The sequence below is a fragment of the Streptomyces sp. NPDC014891 genome (assembly GCF_043081085.1).
GTDB lineage: Bacteria > Actinomycetota > Actinomycetes > Streptomycetales > Streptomycetaceae > Streptomyces.
In genome coordinates this window covers 37976-54046 of record NZ_JBIBWF010000015.1, presented here as the reverse complement: position 1 = coordinate 54046, position 16071 = coordinate 37976, and the positions used below count along the sequence as shown (strand labels likewise).

General features: G+C 70.2%; 13 protein-coding genes. 2 read left to right on the top strand and 11 right to left on the bottom strand.

What is annotated here, in order from left to right:
* Nucleotides 1–70 precede the first annotated feature (70 nt).
* Nucleotides 71–433, bottom strand: a complete 363-nt coding sequence (locus ACF09E_RS32985; RefSeq protein WP_392209574.1) for an antibiotic biosynthesis monooxygenase family protein — start codon at nucleotides 431–433, stop codon at nucleotides 71–73.
* A 299-nt stretch (nucleotides 434–732) separates the two neighbouring features.
* Here ACF09E_RS32985 and ACF09E_RS32980 point away from each other — a divergent pair, with 299 nt between their 5' ends.
* The gene (locus ACF09E_RS32980; RefSeq protein ID WP_392209571.1) at nucleotides 733–921 is read left to right on the top strand and encodes a hypothetical protein; all 189 of its coding nucleotides are present in this window, start codon (nucleotides 733–735) and stop codon (nucleotides 919–921) included.
* Between the two features lie 163 nt (nucleotides 922–1084).
* Here ACF09E_RS32980 and ACF09E_RS32975 read toward each other — a convergent pair whose 3' ends face one another.
* The 9 genes from ACF09E_RS32975 to ACF09E_RS32935 form a co-directional block, all read right to left on the bottom strand.
* The gene (locus ACF09E_RS32975; protein ID WP_392209569.1) at nucleotides 1085–1753 is read right to left on the bottom strand and encodes a M15 family metallopeptidase; all 669 of its coding nucleotides are present in this window, start codon (nucleotides 1751–1753) and stop codon (nucleotides 1085–1087) included.
* A gap of 295 nt (nucleotides 1754–2048) precedes the next feature.
* Entirely contained in the window at nucleotides 2049–3338 is a 1290-nt protein-coding gene (locus ACF09E_RS32970) for a hypothetical protein (RefSeq protein WP_392209567.1), read from the bottom strand.
* A 487-nt stretch (nucleotides 3339–3825) separates the two neighbouring features.
* On the bottom strand, nucleotides 3826–4347 hold the full coding sequence (locus tag ACF09E_RS32965; protein WP_392209565.1) for a pyridoxamine 5'-phosphate oxidase family protein: 522 nt from the start codon (nucleotides 4345–4347) through the stop codon (nucleotides 3826–3828).
* A gap of 161 nt (nucleotides 4348–4508) precedes the next feature.
* The gene (locus tag ACF09E_RS32960) at nucleotides 4509–5339 is read right to left on the bottom strand and encodes a hypothetical protein (protein ID WP_392209563.1); all 831 of its coding nucleotides are present in this window, start codon (nucleotides 5337–5339) and stop codon (nucleotides 4509–4511) included.
* Nucleotides 5336–5836, bottom strand: a complete 501-nt coding sequence (locus tag ACF09E_RS32955) for an RNA polymerase sigma factor (protein ID WP_392209561.1) — start codon at nucleotides 5834–5836, stop codon at nucleotides 5336–5338. Before ACF09E_RS32955 ends, ACF09E_RS32960 begins: the two co-directional genes overlap by 4 nt.
* A 139-nt stretch (nucleotides 5837–5975) precedes the next feature.
* The gene (locus tag ACF09E_RS32950) at nucleotides 5976–6431 is read right to left on the bottom strand and encodes a hypothetical protein (protein ID WP_392209559.1); all 456 of its coding nucleotides are present in this window, start codon (nucleotides 6429–6431) and stop codon (nucleotides 5976–5978) included.
* Between the two features lie 197 nt (nucleotides 6432–6628).
* Nucleotides 6629–8833 (bottom strand): VCBS repeat-containing protein, encoded by a 2205-nt coding sequence (locus ACF09E_RS32945; protein ID WP_392209557.1) that lies wholly within the window; start codon nucleotides 8831–8833, stop codon nucleotides 6629–6631.
* A gap of 328 nt (nucleotides 8834–9161) precedes the next feature.
* Complete coding sequence (locus ACF09E_RS32940) at nucleotides 9162–11441, bottom strand: fibronectin type III domain-containing protein (RefSeq protein WP_392209556.1); 2280 nt, start codon at nucleotides 11439–11441, stop codon at nucleotides 9162–9164.
* 373 nt (nucleotides 11442–11814) lie between these two features.
* Nucleotides 11815–12471, bottom strand: coding sequence for a hypothetical protein (locus ACF09E_RS32935; RefSeq protein WP_392209554.1), 657 nt, complete (start codon nucleotides 12469–12471; stop codon nucleotides 11815–11817).
* A 689-nt stretch (nucleotides 12472–13160) separates the two neighbouring features.
* Here ACF09E_RS32935 and ACF09E_RS32930 point away from each other — a divergent pair.
* Entirely contained in the window at nucleotides 13161–14561 is a 1401-nt protein-coding gene (locus ACF09E_RS32930; protein WP_392209552.1) for an MFS transporter, read from the top strand.
* A 111-nt stretch (nucleotides 14562–14672) separates the two neighbouring features.
* Here ACF09E_RS32930 and nhaA read toward each other — a convergent pair whose 3' ends face one another.
* Complete coding sequence (gene nhaA / locus ACF09E_RS32925; protein ID WP_392209550.1) at nucleotides 14673–15974, bottom strand: Na+/H+ antiporter NhaA; 1302 nt, start codon at nucleotides 15972–15974, stop codon at nucleotides 14673–14675.
* Between the last annotated feature and the right edge of the window lie 97 nt (nucleotides 15975–16071).

The following is a 16071-nucleotide window of genomic DNA, read 5'->3' as shown; positions in this document are numbered from 1 at the left end:
AATGTCGGGAGGACGTCGGACGGGTCGGCCGCACATGATGCGGCCAGACGCGTGGGCGGGGAGACAGGCCCTAAGGAGCGGTGAGTTCGACGACGACGTCGTACACCGCGGGGTTCGGGGTGATCGGCTGCTTGGTCTGCTCTCGTGCGGCCTGCGTGCGCGACACGAAGTCGGGGTCGGCGGTGGCGGCCTCCCATGCCTCCTGGCTCTCCCAGCGGGAGACGTTGACGAGCTGGAAGCGCGAGTCCGAGGAACGGGCCCTGTGCATACGGGAGTCGATGAAGCCCGGCTTGTCACGCATAAGCCGCGCCCGCTGCTCCCACTTCACGACGAACTCGTCGAGCTCGGCCGCATCGATCTCGAAGACGTTGATGAATGTGACGGACGAGCCTAAAGCGTTGGGCGCCTGGATGCGCTGCGGTTCCGTGGTCATGTCGGCAGCCTAACGACACGTCCCAACGGGGCGCCGTCCGCCCCTCATCCACCGGACACGCCCGTACGCAAGACCGGACGATTCCTCACCGTCGTCGGCGTAGCTGTAGAGGAGCGGCCCGCTTGCACCCCCGATGCGTTTCCGTAACTGGAGCCAGTGAGAACCTGGCCGTGGTGGAGAGGGCACGGGGCAGTCGCAGAGAAGCGCCCCCTGGGCCCTGGACGCGGGGGTGTGCAGCGCCTCTCGCGGGGCAGGCGGAGTTGAAGACGAGAGCTTCACGAGGGCGCGGGGTGAGTGTCATGCACGCGACAGTTCTGAAGTCCTTCCCGGCCGGAGCACCCCGCGGCGCCTGGCCCGCCGAGGAGTACGCCGCCGCCCGGCAGCGCGAGGGCGTACCGGCCACCGTGGTCATGGACCTGGAGTCGGACTGCTTCCTGGTCGTCCTGCCGGCGCAGTCTGCCGCGGCGAGCGGCCCAGTCGTCTCCTGACACCCGCGCCGGACGCTGCGGACGCACGCCGGCCTCGACGTTGCCGCGGAGTACCGCCCCGTCGTCCCGTGAAGTCGGCACGTGGTCGTTCCGGCAGCGGTCGGGCCGTCGATGCCGCCCGGCGTCGTGCGCCCGCCCGCATCCGCTCCCGGTGCGCGCGGGGTCAGCCCTGTCGAGCGCTGCCGCCTTCCGTGGGGCCGTAGCGTGCGGTGCTCTGTCCGGTGAGCAGCGCCCAGTAGCGGTCGCCGTAGGACCAGTGCCACCATTCTGTCGGGTAGTTGACCAGTCCGGCCGTGGTGAGGGCGGCGGACAGTGTGTGGCGGTTGGTGCGGGCCTCATCACTGATGTCGGCGGCGTCGGTGTAGCAGGCGCCGTTGCTTTCTTCGGGGCTTGCGTTCATTCGCGTGCCCAGGTCGAGCTCGCGCCCGTCGGCGTCGGCCAGTGTGAGGTCGACGGCGGCGCCGGCACTGTGGGGAGCGATCTCGGGCGGTGAGACGTAGCGGCTGGCCGCCGTGTGGATGCGTTGGTCGGACCAGTCCGGGTGATCGGCCCGCAACTGGCCGGCGTACTCCTGGAAGTACGCGCGCTGGAGCGAAGGCGGCCGGTATCCCTCGACGAACAGCAGCCGTAGGCCCCGCGGGAGCGCCGCCTGCGCTGTGAGGAGCCGTTCGAGGACGCCTTCCCGTAGAAGGGCGAAGGCGTCCGCGGGATCCTCCTTGCGCGTATCGACCAGCAGAGAGCCGCTACGGCGGACATCGACGAGAGGCTCACCGCACTCCACGACAGGTAGGGCCGCGACGGCGGGGTCCGACATCAGGACGATCTCACTCATGAGGCGATCATGCCTCAGCACTCACGTCGGCCGCCTTGGCGGTCCGGGATCCGTGCGGCACATCATGACGTCGTAGGCATGTAGCGCATACACAGCACACCGACTGAACACGCTCGGTGCCTCTACGGGGACGAGTACCGTCCGACCCCCACGTGATCAGCAGCGTCGACGGTCGGCGTCCGCCTCGCTCGGGCATCAGCCGGGTCAGGCCGCCCGCCCCGGCGACGTGCCCGAGCCGTTCGCCGGGGCGGTGCCGCCGAGGCGGTGTCTTGGTGTCCGGCTAGGGGCCGTCCCGTCAGGTACGGGTCGCCCTTCTGCCGCTTTTCATGAGGGTGTTGACGATGTGTGTGCGGCTGCGGCGGCCCTTGAGGAGTCTCTCGGCGGCGAGACCGAAGGCCAGAGCGGGGCCGAGGAGGCCGAGCGTTTCCCCGCTGGCCAGCGCCAGTGAGGCGCCGGCCAGACCGAGGCCGGTCTCGGCAGCGGCCCAGGCCAGGGAACCGGGTCGTTCTGCGGTGGCCGGCAGTCTGCGGCGGATCGCGCGTAGGAGTGCGGGCAGGGCGTCGTCCGCTGCTGTCGTGTCGCCGGCGCGTAGCGCGGTTTGGAAGGCGTCGCGTTGCCGGGTCACGGTCTCGTCCTGGTGGATCTTCGCGATGTCCTGCCAGCCCAGCCCGGCGACGGCCGCGAGGCGATCGGGCGCCATCGAGTGTGCTCCCGCGCCTGTCGTGTCGGGGCCTCCGGGCTCGAACAGGGCGTCTGTGGGGTGGCCGAGGTAGAGACCGATGTCGGCAGCCTGCGGAAGCGAACGTGGGGATGCACCGTCGGTGCCCAGGGTCCGCTGCACCGCCGCGTTCCAGGCCTGTGTCGCGGTGTTCCATATCGCTGTCGTATGGGGCGAGTCCATCGCCTCAAGCCGGGCGAAGAGCACGGACCTGCGGTGCCGGTCCGCCGGCTCCACGTGCGCGTCGAGAAAGGCGAGAGTGTGTTCCACCGGGGCGTAGTCGCGGGCGGGAAGCCCGGGCAGCGCCGCCACTTCCTCCAGCACGTCGTGGTAAGTGCTCGGGTGTGTCACCACGCTCGTGCCCAGTGGCACTCCCGCCTCACGGGAGAAGTGGTGCAGGGTCCAGGCCACGGCCTCCAGCCTGCGCCGGATCGCCCCGCCCTCCTCGTACCGTGAGCCCAACGCGGTACCCCGCGCGAACAGCGGCCCGGGATTCGCGTCCCCGCGCGCAAGAACCTCCTCGGACAGCCGGACCAGGGGCTCCGCGGTGTCGAACGACGACGAGAGCCAGCCGGGCTGCAGCGCACGCTGCAGCCCGGTGGCGACCAGGGCGAAGGGGTCACTGCCGGCCGGAGCGGCGGTGGTGCAGCGCAGGAACGAGGGGCAGCCGCGCACGAAGGACCGGAAGTCCTCCGTCTCGAACAGGGCCTGTACGGCGTGGCTGTCGATGAGCTGTACGTCGCTGAGCACCACGGTGTGCCCCAACAGTGCCTGGATCTTCAGCATCACGGCCAACGACGTGTCCTGCGGACTCCACCCGGACACGCGCAGATGCTCACCGTCAAGCCAATGGGCATAGATCTCCATGGTTCCCCCGTCCCCCTGCCCGGCGAGGGACACCCCCTCGGGAGCAGACCCTACGGGTATCCTGCCAACCACGCTGACAATCAGATCCGTTGGGATTCGAGTTCGCATCCAGCGCTCCCTGAAGGCGCAGAATCGTGGGGAAGGTTCGGCGGATCGGCGGATCGGCGGGAGACGCCGTCGACGGGCTTGCAGCGCCCACCCGCCGACCTGGTGCGCGGATGGCCGGACCCTCGTAGGGTGGACTGCTCTGATCGATTCCGGTCAAGCCCGGCAGCACAGGGTGGTGGATCCCCCTCGCCACTCACTCCATCGGGCGCTCGGCCTGTTGTAGCAGTGGACTGTGCCCCAGCCCCACGAGGGGAAACCGCGAGACGACTGCGGCTAGGATCTGTGGCGGCATCGCGTGTCGGTCACCGGCCGGGTGAGGCCCCCACGTAGCTGCCTGTCCGGTGGTCGGGCAGGCCGCGGTCGACGGGGCCGGCCGGTGTCAGGTACTGGTGAGTTTGTCGAGGTCGGGGGCGTAGACGGTCATCCAGTGCGGGTTCAGCCGGTAGTAGACGACCTCGCGGTTCCAGTCGAAGGCGTCGTCGTCGCCGTAGTGGTCCTGCAGGTAGGCGAGGAGTTCCTGCCAGTCGGCCGTGGGCTCGGCGCCCTCCGGGTTCATCTCCTCCACCGTGCCGTGGGTGAACACTCCGAGGTCCTCGCCGCGCAGGTGCGCGACGCTGGCGGCCGGACGGGCGGCGAGATGAACGGCTTTGGCGGCGGTACGTGCCGTGCCGAAGTGCCACCGACCGTGCAGGAAGTGCCCGTCGGCCCCGCTGATCCGCGGTTCACCCTGTGCGGTGACCGTGGACAGGGCGAGCGTGCACATACCGGTGAGAACCCCGGTGAGCTGCGCCGCTGTGATGGTGCGGCCCTCGACGATCGAGCGGAGGTGTGCGGTCGATCGTGAGAGGGAGGAGCTGAGGAGTGACTGGAGCGTGTCGAGTTCTTCTGGGGTTTCGCGCATAGGCCCATGGTCGGCCGTAAACCCGACATCCTCTGTCGTCATTGATGAGACAGCTTTGATGAGGCAGCGCAGGCATCGCGATGCACGCGCGGGCGCTCGGGGGAGTGTGGGGATCGTCGTGCGTGGCGGCCGTCCTCGCCGGCCCGGCCGCCACGCCGCGATCAGGGACCTACGGGTCGGGAATGCACGATCGGCGGTTCGAGCATCACGATGTCGGAGGGGTCCGGCACGGGGCCCCCGGGGACCTGGCCGGGGTGGTCGACGATGCCGGTCGCCGTGCGGGCGTAGGACTCGGTGTGGCCGCCTGGGCCGTGCGACTCCCTGCGCAAGCCGCGGTACGCGTACGTCTCGGGGTCCAGGTAGAGGTACTCGAGGGTGTTGTCGCGGTCGTGGAAGTCGAACGCGATCGTGAGGCTCGGCCGGCCGGCGGCGTCCTTCATCAGTGTGTCGACCAGCTCGGCCCCGGGAATCAGGGCGAGCGCGCGGTAGAGGGCGGCGTTGATCTCGGGTGGGATGTTCGGCGCGACCCGCAGGATGTAGAGGATCCTGGCGAACCGAGCACCGGAGGTGGCAGCCTCGGGTAGTTCGTCGCGGAAGTCGTGCATCCTGTTCGGGCCGGCGTCGGGACGTGTGCTGGGGTCGTAGCCGGCGGCGAAGTAGGGGTCCTTGCTCACCCGTGCCAGGAGCTCAGCCGGCTCGGTCGGCAACTGGGAGAGAACCCGCCATGTCTTCCGCGGGTCTTCTCCGATCTTTCCCAGGCGCAGGAACTCGATGTTCTCCGACACGAGGACGGCGGTCCGGCCCTGACTCTCGGGCGCCTCCCCGACAGAGGCACCTTGGGCCCCGTCGTACCGCGCCCAGGACGTGCGAGGACCGCAGATCGACTCGCAGACCACGGTTTTCGTGTACACCCATTGGCGCAGTCCGGGCTCACGGCCCGACCCTTTCGCCGCGCCGAGCGCGGCGGCGTCCAGGACCTGCGCGACCGTCACGGCGCGTACCGGACGCGGGCGGTCGCCTGGGAGATCCGCAACACCGTCGCGGCCTCCTTCGTCGTCAGGCCGTCCACGGCGACCAGGTCGATCACGGCGCGCAGCGGCGCGGACAGCACCGCATGCCGGGCCAGGAGCGCCCGGGCCTCCCGCTCGGCGTCGATCCGCTCCTCGAAGCGGAGCATGTCCTCCTCGTCGAGCAGCCGGCGCCCGTTCAGCGCGGTCACCGCCTCCCGCTCACGCGCGGTGTGACGTGCGTGAGCGGCCAGGGTGTTGCGGGCGATCCCGTGCAACCAGACGCGATGCGTGCCGCGCCCGGCGTCGTGGCTGTCGAACGCCTCCAACGCGGCCACGAACACGTCCGCGGTCAGGTCCGCGGCGGTATGCCGGTCGGTGGTTCTGCGGGTGACGTATCCGAGGATCGTATCGAAGTGCTCCTCGTAGACGTCGCTGAACGGAGTACGGCTCCGTCCAGGGTCGTGACCGGATCTGTGCACCTGGGCCCTCCACAAAGGTTCTGCAGTCTGTCACTCCTTACTTGGCTCGGGAACAGTGATCCGTTACTTCGCGCAGGTCAGCGGCCTGCTGCCGCGCACGGTCGAGCTGCGACCGCAAGCAGGCAGGACAGGGCGGGGTCTACCAGGGTGGGCGGGTGTCGCGGAGTGCTTCCGGGGTCTGTGCGGGCAGGGGGTGGCCCTGGTCTGTGCGCAACAGCATGCCGGGGTCGGGGTCGGGGTCGTAGTCCTCCGCGGACGGTGCCGGCCGGTGGAATCGCTCGGTGCGCGGGATGGCGACTTCCACCAACCGGCCCTCGTGGAACATCCATAGGCCGAAGCAGTCGTCGTCCTGGTCCCGGAGCAGGACCTGCACGGTATGCGGGTTCGGCCACGCCAGCGATTCCAGGTGCCTGAGCAGGCCCCTGCGGTGGTGCACTTTGTCGAGCTCCAGGGCCCACCCGAACTCATAGCCATGGTGCCCCTCGATAGGGACGAAGCGACCCCGCCACGTGCGTTCCGGGTCGTCCTGGGTCAGTGGGTGCATCACCTCGTCCGACCAGCGGGCGAGCACGATGACCTCTCCGTCTCTACTCATGCCGGAGTATCACCGGATGCGCCGGATCCACTGCAACTGAATTCGCTCGCAGTCGCCGCCGGGAGCCGAGCGACGAACAAGGTGCCCAGGCAGGTCAGTCGAGGGGGCCGAGTTCGGAGCCGATCCGGCATCGCGACAGCTCATGGCGAGGTGTCGCGATGCCGTGGTCCGCGTTGCGGGCTCTGTTCAGGGGGCGTCTAGTAGTAGATGCCCTGGGGAAGGTAGTAGTCGTACATGCGCTGGCGTGTGGCCAGCGGCTTCGTCCAGTTGCCGGTGCCGCGGTACAGGTGGGGGTGGGTTTGTGTGTCCACTGCCATGAGGTCCCCGCGGCCGTCGCGGTCCTGGTCTCCGACGCCGATGATCTGGGTGAAGTCCTGCCAGCCGCCACCGATGCGGGTGCGTGACGCGAAGGTGCCGTCTCCCTTGCCGAGGTAGAGCCACAGGACGCCGTCGCGGTCACGGGCGACGAGGTCGCCGGCGGGGGCGCCGGCGAGGTTTCCGACCGCCGCGATCTTGTTGTAGGTGTTCCAGCCACCGCCGACACGGGTGCGTGCGGAGAACGGGGTACCGGCCTTTCCGGTGCCCTTGTACAGCCACAGAATGCCGCTGCTGTCGGTGGCGACCAGGTCGGTGTGTCCGTCGCCGGTGAGATCGGCGGCGGAGGTGATCTGGTCGTAGACGTTCCAGCCGCCGCCGATCCTCACCCGGTGGGTCAGCCCGGCGCCGTTGCCCTGGTGGAGCCAGAGGACGCCGGTGCGGTCGCGGGTCAGGATGTCGGCGTGGGCCGTGCCGCCGACATCGGCTGTGGGGACGATCCGGTCGTACACGTTCCAGCCGGTGCCCAGCAGGGTGCCGGGGGTGGAGCGGGCGATCCAGTCGCGGGCGGCGCCGACGACGGTGTTGGCCGCGAACGTGCCGTTCTCGGAGAGACTCAGGACGTCGGGGAGGCCGTTGTCGTCGAAGTCGTGGCTGACGGCGGCGCGTTGCACGCGGAAGGCGCCGGTCTCCTTCAGGTCCGGTCCGATGCCGTTGCCCGGTTTGGCGGTCAGCTGCCAGGTCCAGGCCCCGTTGGGGACGGGCACATCGTCGTCGAACTCGCCGTCCCAGATCTCCTCCTTCGCGCCCTGGTTGGAGAAGAGGTCCAGGCGGACGGTCCGTCCGCTGGCCACGTGGGTGAGGGTGGCGGTCGCGGAGGCGTTCGTACTGCTCAGACGCCAGGACAGAGTCGTCCAACTCTGCTTGTCGAAGTCCAGGACGGCCGGGACGTCGCTTCCCAGCAGCGCCAGTGCGGTGGACCGGCCGGTGCTCGCCACCCGACTGGCCACCGGCACGCCGTCCGCCGCCGGGGCGATCCGGTACATCCCCTCGCCCGCGGCGACCGTGCCGCCCTGCACGAGCACGGTGCCGTCCGGGCCTGCCACCGACCGCGTGTAGGCGTCGAGGACCGTGACGGACCGCTCGTCCGTCAGGGAGCGCGCGGTGACGGCGTACAGCGGGTTCCGGCCTACGTTCGGGGCGTCGTGACCGGCCTGACCGTAGAGCACCCATCCGCCGACCAGCTCGACCTGCACGTTCCCGGCCTTGGTGAGAGGGATGCGCAGTGGGTCGGCCGCTGATCCGCGGCGGCTGACGACGACGGTGGCGGTGGTGGTCGTCGGCCGCTCGACCCAGGCCAGATGCGTGGGCGAGAGCGCGACGTCGCCGACGGGCTGGGAGGGCGTGACCTCCTGCACCACCGCGCGCCGGGGGACGTCGACGACGGCGAGGCGGGCGCCGCTTCCCGCGGTCGCGGCGGGATCGGTGTACGTCACGACGGCGGTGTCGGCGGTCACATCCCCGACGGAGGTGATGTCTGCGCCGGCGGGTATCCCTGCGATCACCTCGTCCCTGAGCCCGTCGTCCGTCTTGCTGACGACGTGCAGGGAGTCGCCGCCGGTCGGGTCGGCCCGCTGCACGAAGACCGAGGACTGCCCGACGGCCCGCCCCCGCTGGTAGCCGACGCCGAGCGTGGCGATGTCCAGGACCACGGGCGGGGCGCCGGTGGCCATGTCGATGACGGTGTGGGTCGCCCCCGGCTCCGCCTCGGTGAGCAGATCGGTTCCCGAGGTCTGCAGGAATCCGACCGGGGTCGGCAGTTTTCTCGTGGAACCGTCCGCGTACCGAGTCCAGGAGTACGTGACTGGCAGGCGGTCTCCGTACCAGCTCAGGAAGCCCGACGGTCCTGCCCCTGCCAGACGGCTGCCGTCCTTGAGGAGAGGCGGCTCCTGCAGCGTCCCGGCAGGCGCGCTCACCGGGAGGCCGGCGGCGAGGGCAGGGTGCGTCAGGGCCCCGGCGGTCACGGCGAGGACGACGGTGACGGCCGCGCTCAGAACACGCGGGGCGCTGCCTCTGTAGTGCTTCACGGGTTGATGCTCTCCGAGGTCTCAAGGGGAATCCAGAGAGAGATCGGAGAACACGTCCGAGGAACTCGCCCCTGGTTTCAGAGACGCAGCAGTTCCACGCCCCGCCCACAAGACTCTGGAATGTCCTGAAGGGTTGTACGCGAGATCGACCACCGGAAACCAGTACGGCAAGCGCCCACGGGGAAGCCGGCCAGTGCGCGCCGCCGCGGGGCCATGCGGGGCGGGGCCGGTGACCGATGACCGGCTCACGAGGAGGCCCCCGCCGTTTCCGGAGCTGCGCTGTCCGGGCGGCGGGGGCCTCAGGGGATGAAGGCGATGTCAGGGAGCGTCAGCCAGGGATCGACATGTTGAGGGGGCTGGCCTGCGGCGCCGATTCGGTGCCGTCGGCGGCCACGGCGGTGACCAGGTAGTAGTAGGTCCGCAGTGGCGTCAAGGGGCCGAGGTCCGTGTACATCGGTTCCGTCAGGCCCGAGGCGATGCGGTTCGCCGGGGCGAAGACGCCCGAGTGGGACATGGACCGGTACACGTTGTACGAGACGGTCATGCCCTGGTCGCACGTTCCGGGCTCCCAGGCGATCCGGACGGCGGGGCCGGCGTCGACGGCGGTCCCGGTGATACGGGGAGTGGGAGGCGCGCTCAGGACCGGGCACGGGACGAGGGCCTCGGCCATCGGCGAGAAGCCGGACCACTTGCCCTGCGTGCTGACGGCGCGGACCACGTATCGCCAGGTCCTGCCGCCGGGCGGATTCTCGTCGGTGAAGGTCGTCCCGGTGAGGATGGGGGAGATGTCGTAGGCCTGCGCGGGGTCCGTGCCGGTCGTGCGGTACACGTAGTAGCCCTGCAGGTCGGCCGCCGTGCTCGCGGTCCACTCCAGCCTGACCTTGCCGTTGTCCAGGGTGGCGGTCAGCGAGGCAGGCGCGTCCGGGATCGGATGGACCGGCAGGCGCTTGCCGTACACGGTGCCGTAGCCGGGCTGGGGCAGGCGCGAGACGTTGCCGGCCTCGTCGACGGCGAGGACGGTGTAGCCGAACTGCACACCTGCCGGGGTGCTGGTGTCCACGTACGCATCGCCCCACACGCTGGCGATCTGCTCCCATCCGTCGAACGACTGCTTGCGCATGACGACGTAGTGGTTCGTGTCGTCGCCGGTGTTCGGCGTCCAGGACAGGTGCACCCCGTCGGTCTCGCTGTACGCCCTCAGATCGCGCGGCATGGAGGGCGGGGTGGTGTCGCGGACGCGGGTGGCCGAGACCGTCGCCGAGGGGTCCGACTCGGTGCCGAGCGGCGTGACCGTCCGGACCTGGTAGTAGCGCACCTGGCCGGCGACGGCCGTGACGTCGTCGTACAGGGCGTTGGGGGCCGGGCTCTCGGTCAGGCGGGTCCACGGGCCGGTGGCCGCGTCGGCGGCGTAGACGTGGAACCGGTGCGACGCGTCCGCGGTGTACGTCCAGCCGACGCTGTTGCCGTCGAGCCGGCCGCCGGCGAAGACAGCGGTCGGCGCCAGGGGCTTGGCCTCGGGCACGTCGAGCCTGACCGGTGCGGAGTACGCGGAGGTGTTGCCCGCGGCGTCGCGGGCGCGCACGCGGTAGTGGTAGGTCGTGGCCGGGACGACGCTCGGGTCGGTCGTCTCGGTGCCGGTCGAGGCCATGCCGACGGAGGCGTACGGGCCCGCGGAGGCGAGGGACCGCTGCACCTCGTAGGCGCTTGCCCCGCTCGCCGGGGACCAGGAGATCCGGGCGCCGGCGCCGTAGGGGTCGTGCGTGGCCCTGAGGCCGCCGGGCACGCCGGGAGGCGTCTTGTCGGCGCTGACGACCCTGGTCAGGGCGGACAGCGGGGACAGGTTGCCGGAGCGGTCGAGGGCGCGAAGCGCGTACTCGTACGTGGCGCCGGTGGCCGGCGGTGCGTCGGTGTACGTGGTGCCCGTGAGGGTGGTGGTGTTCAGCTGGCTCCACGTGCCGGTGCTGCCCGTACGACGGTAGAGGCGGTAGCCGGACAGGTCCATCTCGTAGTTGCGCGACCAGCTGAGCGCCGACTTCAGGGTGGACGCCGTGTAGGCGGCCTTCAGGCCGGCCGGGGCCAGGGGCACTACCCTGTCGTGGGCCGCGCCGATGACCGGGGCATAGCCGAAGGAGACGTTGGCGGTGCCGGTGAAGGCGGCGAAGTCCACGCGCAGGGTGTGGCTTCCGCGGGGGATGGTCAGCCGCAGCGTCTTCTTCTGCGTCGAGGTGACGTTGCGCCACAGGTCGATCTTGCGCACGCCGTCGAGGTAGACGCGGGCGCCGTCCTGGACGGCGAGGTTGAGGTCGAAGGGACCACCGGAACCGAAGTTGCGCGTGGTGCTCCACCGGACGCCGAAGTTGTCCTTAGGCAGCGTGACGCCGGCGGGGTCGCCGAGGCCGTAGTTCTCGGCGACGGAGGTGTCGCAGGCGGTGGCTCTCGGGGTGCCCGTGAGGGTGGTGTTGGCGAAGTACTCGGCCTTCCACACGCCGGACGCGCAGGTCACGGCAGCCTGAGCGGTGCTGGGGAAGGCGAGCCCGGTAAGGGCGGTGGCCAAGGAGAGCATGGCGGCACCGGCGGTGCGGCGTGCCACGCCGAGGGATATGCGCATCTGCTGACGGTCACACTTTCGATCGAAGGCGGTGCGAGGGACGGCTCATGTCGACGTGATCGTGCCATTTCGCGACCTCGTTCGAAAGGGGGTTGTTTGGAGGCAACTCATCCGCTTTGCCGTTGACACCAGGAGGACTTGGGCAAGAGATGACGCAGCGTCACTCGACGCCGGAAGCCCGTCCAGGAGCCGTTTCCTTCCGGACGGTCACACCACGAGACGCCGGTACGGATCCGGAACGGGGCCCCGTCGAGCACGCGGTGGTGACCGTTCCACCGCCAACGAGAGTCCGAAGAAGACCTGCACGATGCGCAGCGTGGTGTACCTCTCTGTGCTCCCGCTCGGGATCCGGGAGGCCGGCCACGCGTGCGGCTCAAGGAGTGAGGAGGTGGACGGCGGGGAGACTCCCGGCCTCTGCGGCATCCTGATCGATACTCAGCCTCGTGTATGCGCCCAACGCGGTGAACACCAGGGTGGGCAAGCGCGCGCTGTGCTGCTCGTAGGAGGCGGTCACCTCGTCGGCCGTGGCGTCGGGGAGGGAGGGAAAGACGGCACCGGCGGCGGTGAGCGCCGCGTCCAGCGCCGACTCGTGGCCGGTGGTGGTGCCGAACTCTGCGCGCCGTACCACCTCGTCGCCTTCGACGTGCAGGATCGCGGCGGGCGGGCTGTACAGGTTCCGGCTGGCGCACAGGATCTCTTCGCCCGGGCCGGGGCGCATCGAGGGGACACGGCGGAAGCCGGTTGCCCAGGTCGCGGCGTGGTCGTTCTCCAGCACGTACGTCCACTCACCCTCGCTGCCGTACATGGCGTAGGCGTAGCGGGTGGGGTCGTGGCCAGGCGGCGTCGGCCGGTCACGCAGTTCGGCCAGCGGGGTGCGGGCGGCGAGCTGGTCGAGGTCGGCCCCGAGGTTGATGAGGAACTCGTCGGGGTCGATGCCGCGGGCGAGGGTGAGGGAGATGCCGCCGCGCATGCCGGGGACGGGCGTGGCGGTGTGGGCGTGGGCGCCTATCCAAGTGAGGCCGTCGGTCATGGAGGGGGTCCGTCCGCTGGAAGGGGCGAGTTCGAGCCTATCCTCGCGCTTCCAGCGTGTTAGCCGCCCGGCCGGCCGCCTGCGTGCGGGCCACATCGTCGATGAAGCACGTCACAGCGCCGACCCCGTCCGGCTGATGGAACTCTTAGGCCGGTCCGACCTCTCCGCCGCCAACCACGTCCTGCCGGCACACCGCGACAAGAAGAACGGCCCATCGCCCCGTGGCCGGCTACGGGGAACACCTGAGCATCAGGACAGTTTCCACGCGAGAAAAGTGGTGTGCGCAGGGAGCGGGGCTGGCGTACCGTGAACGGGTTCCTGCGCCGGAGTCATCGGTGGTGGTGAACCGACTGCCTGTTTCCTTATCTATCGATCTTGAGGTGACTTCCTATAGCCCAGGCCATGTAGCCGTCCGTGTTCCCCGCGTGCTGAGTTGTCGCACGTGTCCGGGGGCGGACGTCGCGCTGGCCTGAGTCGCGTCACCCTCCCCCGCAGTCCTCTGTCTTCTCCCGGGTGCAGCTCTGCCGTCTGCCCCGGGATTCGCGTTCTCCGACCCCGGTCTGGCTGTCGGCCTGGGCTTCCCGGTCCTTCGGATCAGGAGTTTCCCCCTCGTGTCATCCTCCGCGCTCAACCCTGAGCCGCAGCACACCACCCCGTCCCCGGACAGCTCAGCACCACATCAGCCGAGAATGGCCTCGGCCGCCCGGATCGCCCTCTTGGTCCTGCTGACAGCCGAGCTCATGGACCTCCTCGACCAGTCGGTCGTGCTGACCGCTCTGCCCGCGATCCAGGAGTCGACCGGCGCCGGGCCGTCCGCGGTGCAGTGGCTGACCACCGGCTATTCACTGCCCATCGCCGTCGGGCTGATCACCGGTGGTCGCCTCGGCGACCTCCACGGCCGGCGCAGGATCCTTCTGGTGGGCACCGTCGTGTTCACCACGGCCTCGCTCCTGTGCGGCCTGGCGGCCGGGCCGTACGAGCTGATCGGCGCCCGCATGCTCCAGGGCGTGGGAGTGGCGTTGATGATCCCGCAGGTCCTGGCCACCCTCCATGTCACCTTCGACGGCGAGAGCCGCAGCAAGGCGTTCGGCCTGTACGGAGCCGTCCTGTCCATCGCCAACGTCCTGGGCCCGGTGATGGGCGGCCTGCTCACCGAGGCCGACCTCTTCGGGCTGTCCTGGCGGCCGATCTTCCTGGTCAACGTACCCGTCGGCCTCGCCGTGCTCTTCCTGGGGCGCACGTTCATCCCCGAGTCGACGGCGCACAGGGCCGCCCGGCTTGACCTGACCGGCATGGCACTGTCCGCGCTGGCGATCATCCTGATCGTCTTCCCCCTCTCCGAGGGCCACCTCCATCACTGGCCACTGTGGTGTTTCGCCCTGCTCGGTGCGGGGCTCCTCGTGCTGGGCGTCTTCCTGCGCCACCAGCAGCGCAAGCAGGACGATGCTCCGCTCGTGCCGCTGTCCCTCTTCCGGAACCGGCAGTTCTCCGGCGGCACGGCCGCGCAGCTGGTGCACGGCTTGTTGTGCGGGCTGTTCTTCATGACCTGGAGCCTCTACCTCCAGCAGGGCCTGGGCATGAGTTCCCTGCACGCGGCCCTGGCCTTCGTGCTGCTCTCCCTCGGAGAACTGGCCGGCGCGGCCATCGCAGCGAAGAGCGCCGGGCGCTTCGCCCGCCGTCTGCCCCAGACCGGAACCCTCGTCACGATCACCGCGACGGCGGGCTACGGTCTCCAGGCCGCCGCCGGCGAAGGGGAGCTGACACTGCTGGGGATGGCCGCTCCGGTCGTACTGATCGGCTTCGGCCTCGGCATGGTCAGCGGCCCGCTCGCCGACCTGTCGCTGGCCCGGGTCCCACACGAGGACGCCGGGGCCGCCTCGGGCCTGTTCAACACCGCGATTCACCTGGGCATCGCCCTCGGTACCGCACTGACCGCCCTGGTGTACTTCGCCACCACCGCCGGCTCGCCCGAGCCCGTACTCAACCGCGAGGCGTTCATCTCCGTGCTGTGGTGGGTCGGTGCCCTCCTCGCCCTGATGTGGGCCCTGATGTTCTGCCTGCCCAAGCGTGCGAGCGACGAGGACGGCTGAGTCGCCTTCGACGGCTGCGGCACCCAGCCCGGGGTGCCGCAGCCGCTCGGCCCGCCAGGACGCCGCCGACCACGGTGACATTGTCGCGGCCGTGCTGGACGGCGAAGCCGTTCAGCGTTCAGCGGCGGACTGGCGTTGGTAGATGTCTGGGATGCCGTCGGCGTCGGCGTCGGTGGTCTCCTCCTCGTAGAGCCGCTTGTAGACGGTGTTGCGGCGGCGTAGTACGACGGCGGCGAGGAGGGCCGCGGTCACGGAGCCGATGAGGACGGCGGCCTTGGCGTGTTCGCCCGCTTCCTGACCGGGGAAGGCGAGTTCGCCGATGAGGAGGGCGACGGTGAAGCCGATGCCGGCGAGGACGGAGAGGCCGAAGACGTCGGCCCAGGCGAGGTCGGGATTGAGCCGGGCGCGGGTGTAGCGGGCGGCGAGGTAGGTGCCGGCGAACACGCCGAGGATCTTGCCGGCGACGAGACCGAGGGCGACGCCGAGGGGTTCGGGCCGGGTGAACACCTCCCCGAGGGCCGGCCCCGAGATGGACACTCCGGCGGCGAACAGGGCGAACAGGGGGACGGCGACACCGGCGGAGAAGGGGTGGAGCAGGTGGGAGGTGCGGGCGCCGGGGGAGGCCTTCTCGCCCTGATCGGCGGTGGTGCGCAGGATCAGGCCGATGGCGACGCCCGCGACGGTGGCGTGGACGCCGCTGTTGTACATCAGAGCCCAGACGGTGATGCCGAGGGGTACGTACCACCACCAGCCGCGGACGCGGAGGCGCTGGAGGGCGTAGAAGACGGCGAGACCGGCGAAGGCGCCGCCCAGGGCCCAGAAGTTGAGGCTGCTGGTGAAGAAGACGGCGATGATGAGGATGGCGCCGAGGTCGTCGACGACGGCGAGGGTGAGGAGGAAGGCGCGCAGCGCGGACGGCAGGTGGGTGGAGATGACCGCCAGCACGGCGAGGGCGAAGGCGATGTCCGTGGCCATGGGCACGGCCCAGCCGTCCAGGCTGCCGCCACCGGCGGTCGCGGTCAGGACGTACAGGCCGGCGGGCACGACCATGCCGCAGACGGCGGCGACGACGGGCAGCGCGGCGGTGGCAGGTGTGCGCAGTTCACCGACGACGAGTTCCCGCTTGAGTTCGATGCCCGCGACGAGGAAGAAGACGGCGAGGAGGCCGTCGGCGGTCCAGTGCCCGACGGACAGGTCAAGGCCGAGGGAGGGTATGCCGAAGTGGAAGTCGCGTATCTGCTCGTAGGCATCGCTCCAGGGGCTGTTGGCCCAGATCAGTGCGACGACGGCGGCAGCGAGGAGGACCAGGCCGCCGATGGTCTCGGTGCGCAGGGCGTCGGCGATCGCACGGCGTTCGGGCCAGGGCAGCAGGCCGAGGAAGGAGGAGCGCTGCGGGGGCGGGGCGGCGTTCATGGGGGGCGTCTCCAGTGCGTCGGCGGGTCGCGGGCACACGGCCCCGAGGACGCCGACCAGACTTCCCGGCACACCCCGCGCCTGCTCCCTCGATGCG

Bases quoted from the DNA above. Each gene is read 5' to 3' on its own strand.
- ACF09E_RS32980 (WP_392209571.1), top strand. From the start codon at position 733: ATGCACGCGACAGTTCTGAAGTCCTTCCCGGCCGGAGCACCCCGCGGC.
- ACF09E_RS32930 (WP_392209552.1), top strand. From the start codon at position 13,161: ATGGCCTCGGCCGCCCGGATCGCCCTCTTGGTCCTGCTGACAGCCGAG.
- ACF09E_RS32940 (WP_392209556.1), bottom strand. From the start codon at position 11,441: ATGCGCATATCCCTCGGCGTGGCACGCCGCACCGCCGGTGCCGCCATG.
- ACF09E_RS32950 (WP_392209559.1), bottom strand. From the start codon at position 6,431: ATGAGTAGAGACGGAGAGGTCATCGTGCTCGCCCGCTGGTCGGACGAG.
- ACF09E_RS32985 (WP_392209574.1), bottom strand. From the start codon at position 433: ATGACCACGGAACCGCAGCGCATCCAGGCGCCCAACGCTTTAGGCTCG.
- ACF09E_RS32970 (WP_392209567.1), bottom strand. From the start codon at position 3,338: ATGGAGATCTATGCCCATTGGCTTGACGGTGAGCATCTGCGCGTGTCC.
- ACF09E_RS32965 (WP_392209565.1), bottom strand. From the start codon at position 4,347: ATGCGCGAAACCCCAGAAGAACTCGACACGCTCCAGTCACTCCTCAGC.
- ACF09E_RS32975 (WP_392209569.1), bottom strand. From the start codon at position 1,753: ATGAGTGAGATCGTCCTGATGTCGGACCCCGCCGTCGCGGCCCTACCT.
- ACF09E_RS32935 (WP_392209554.1), bottom strand. From the start codon at position 12,471: ATGACCGACGGCCTCACTTGGATAGGCGCCCACGCCCACACCGCCACG.
- nhaA (WP_392209550.1), bottom strand. From the start codon at position 15,974: ATGAACGCCGCCCCGCCCCCGCAGCGCTCCTCCTTCCTCGGCCTGCTG.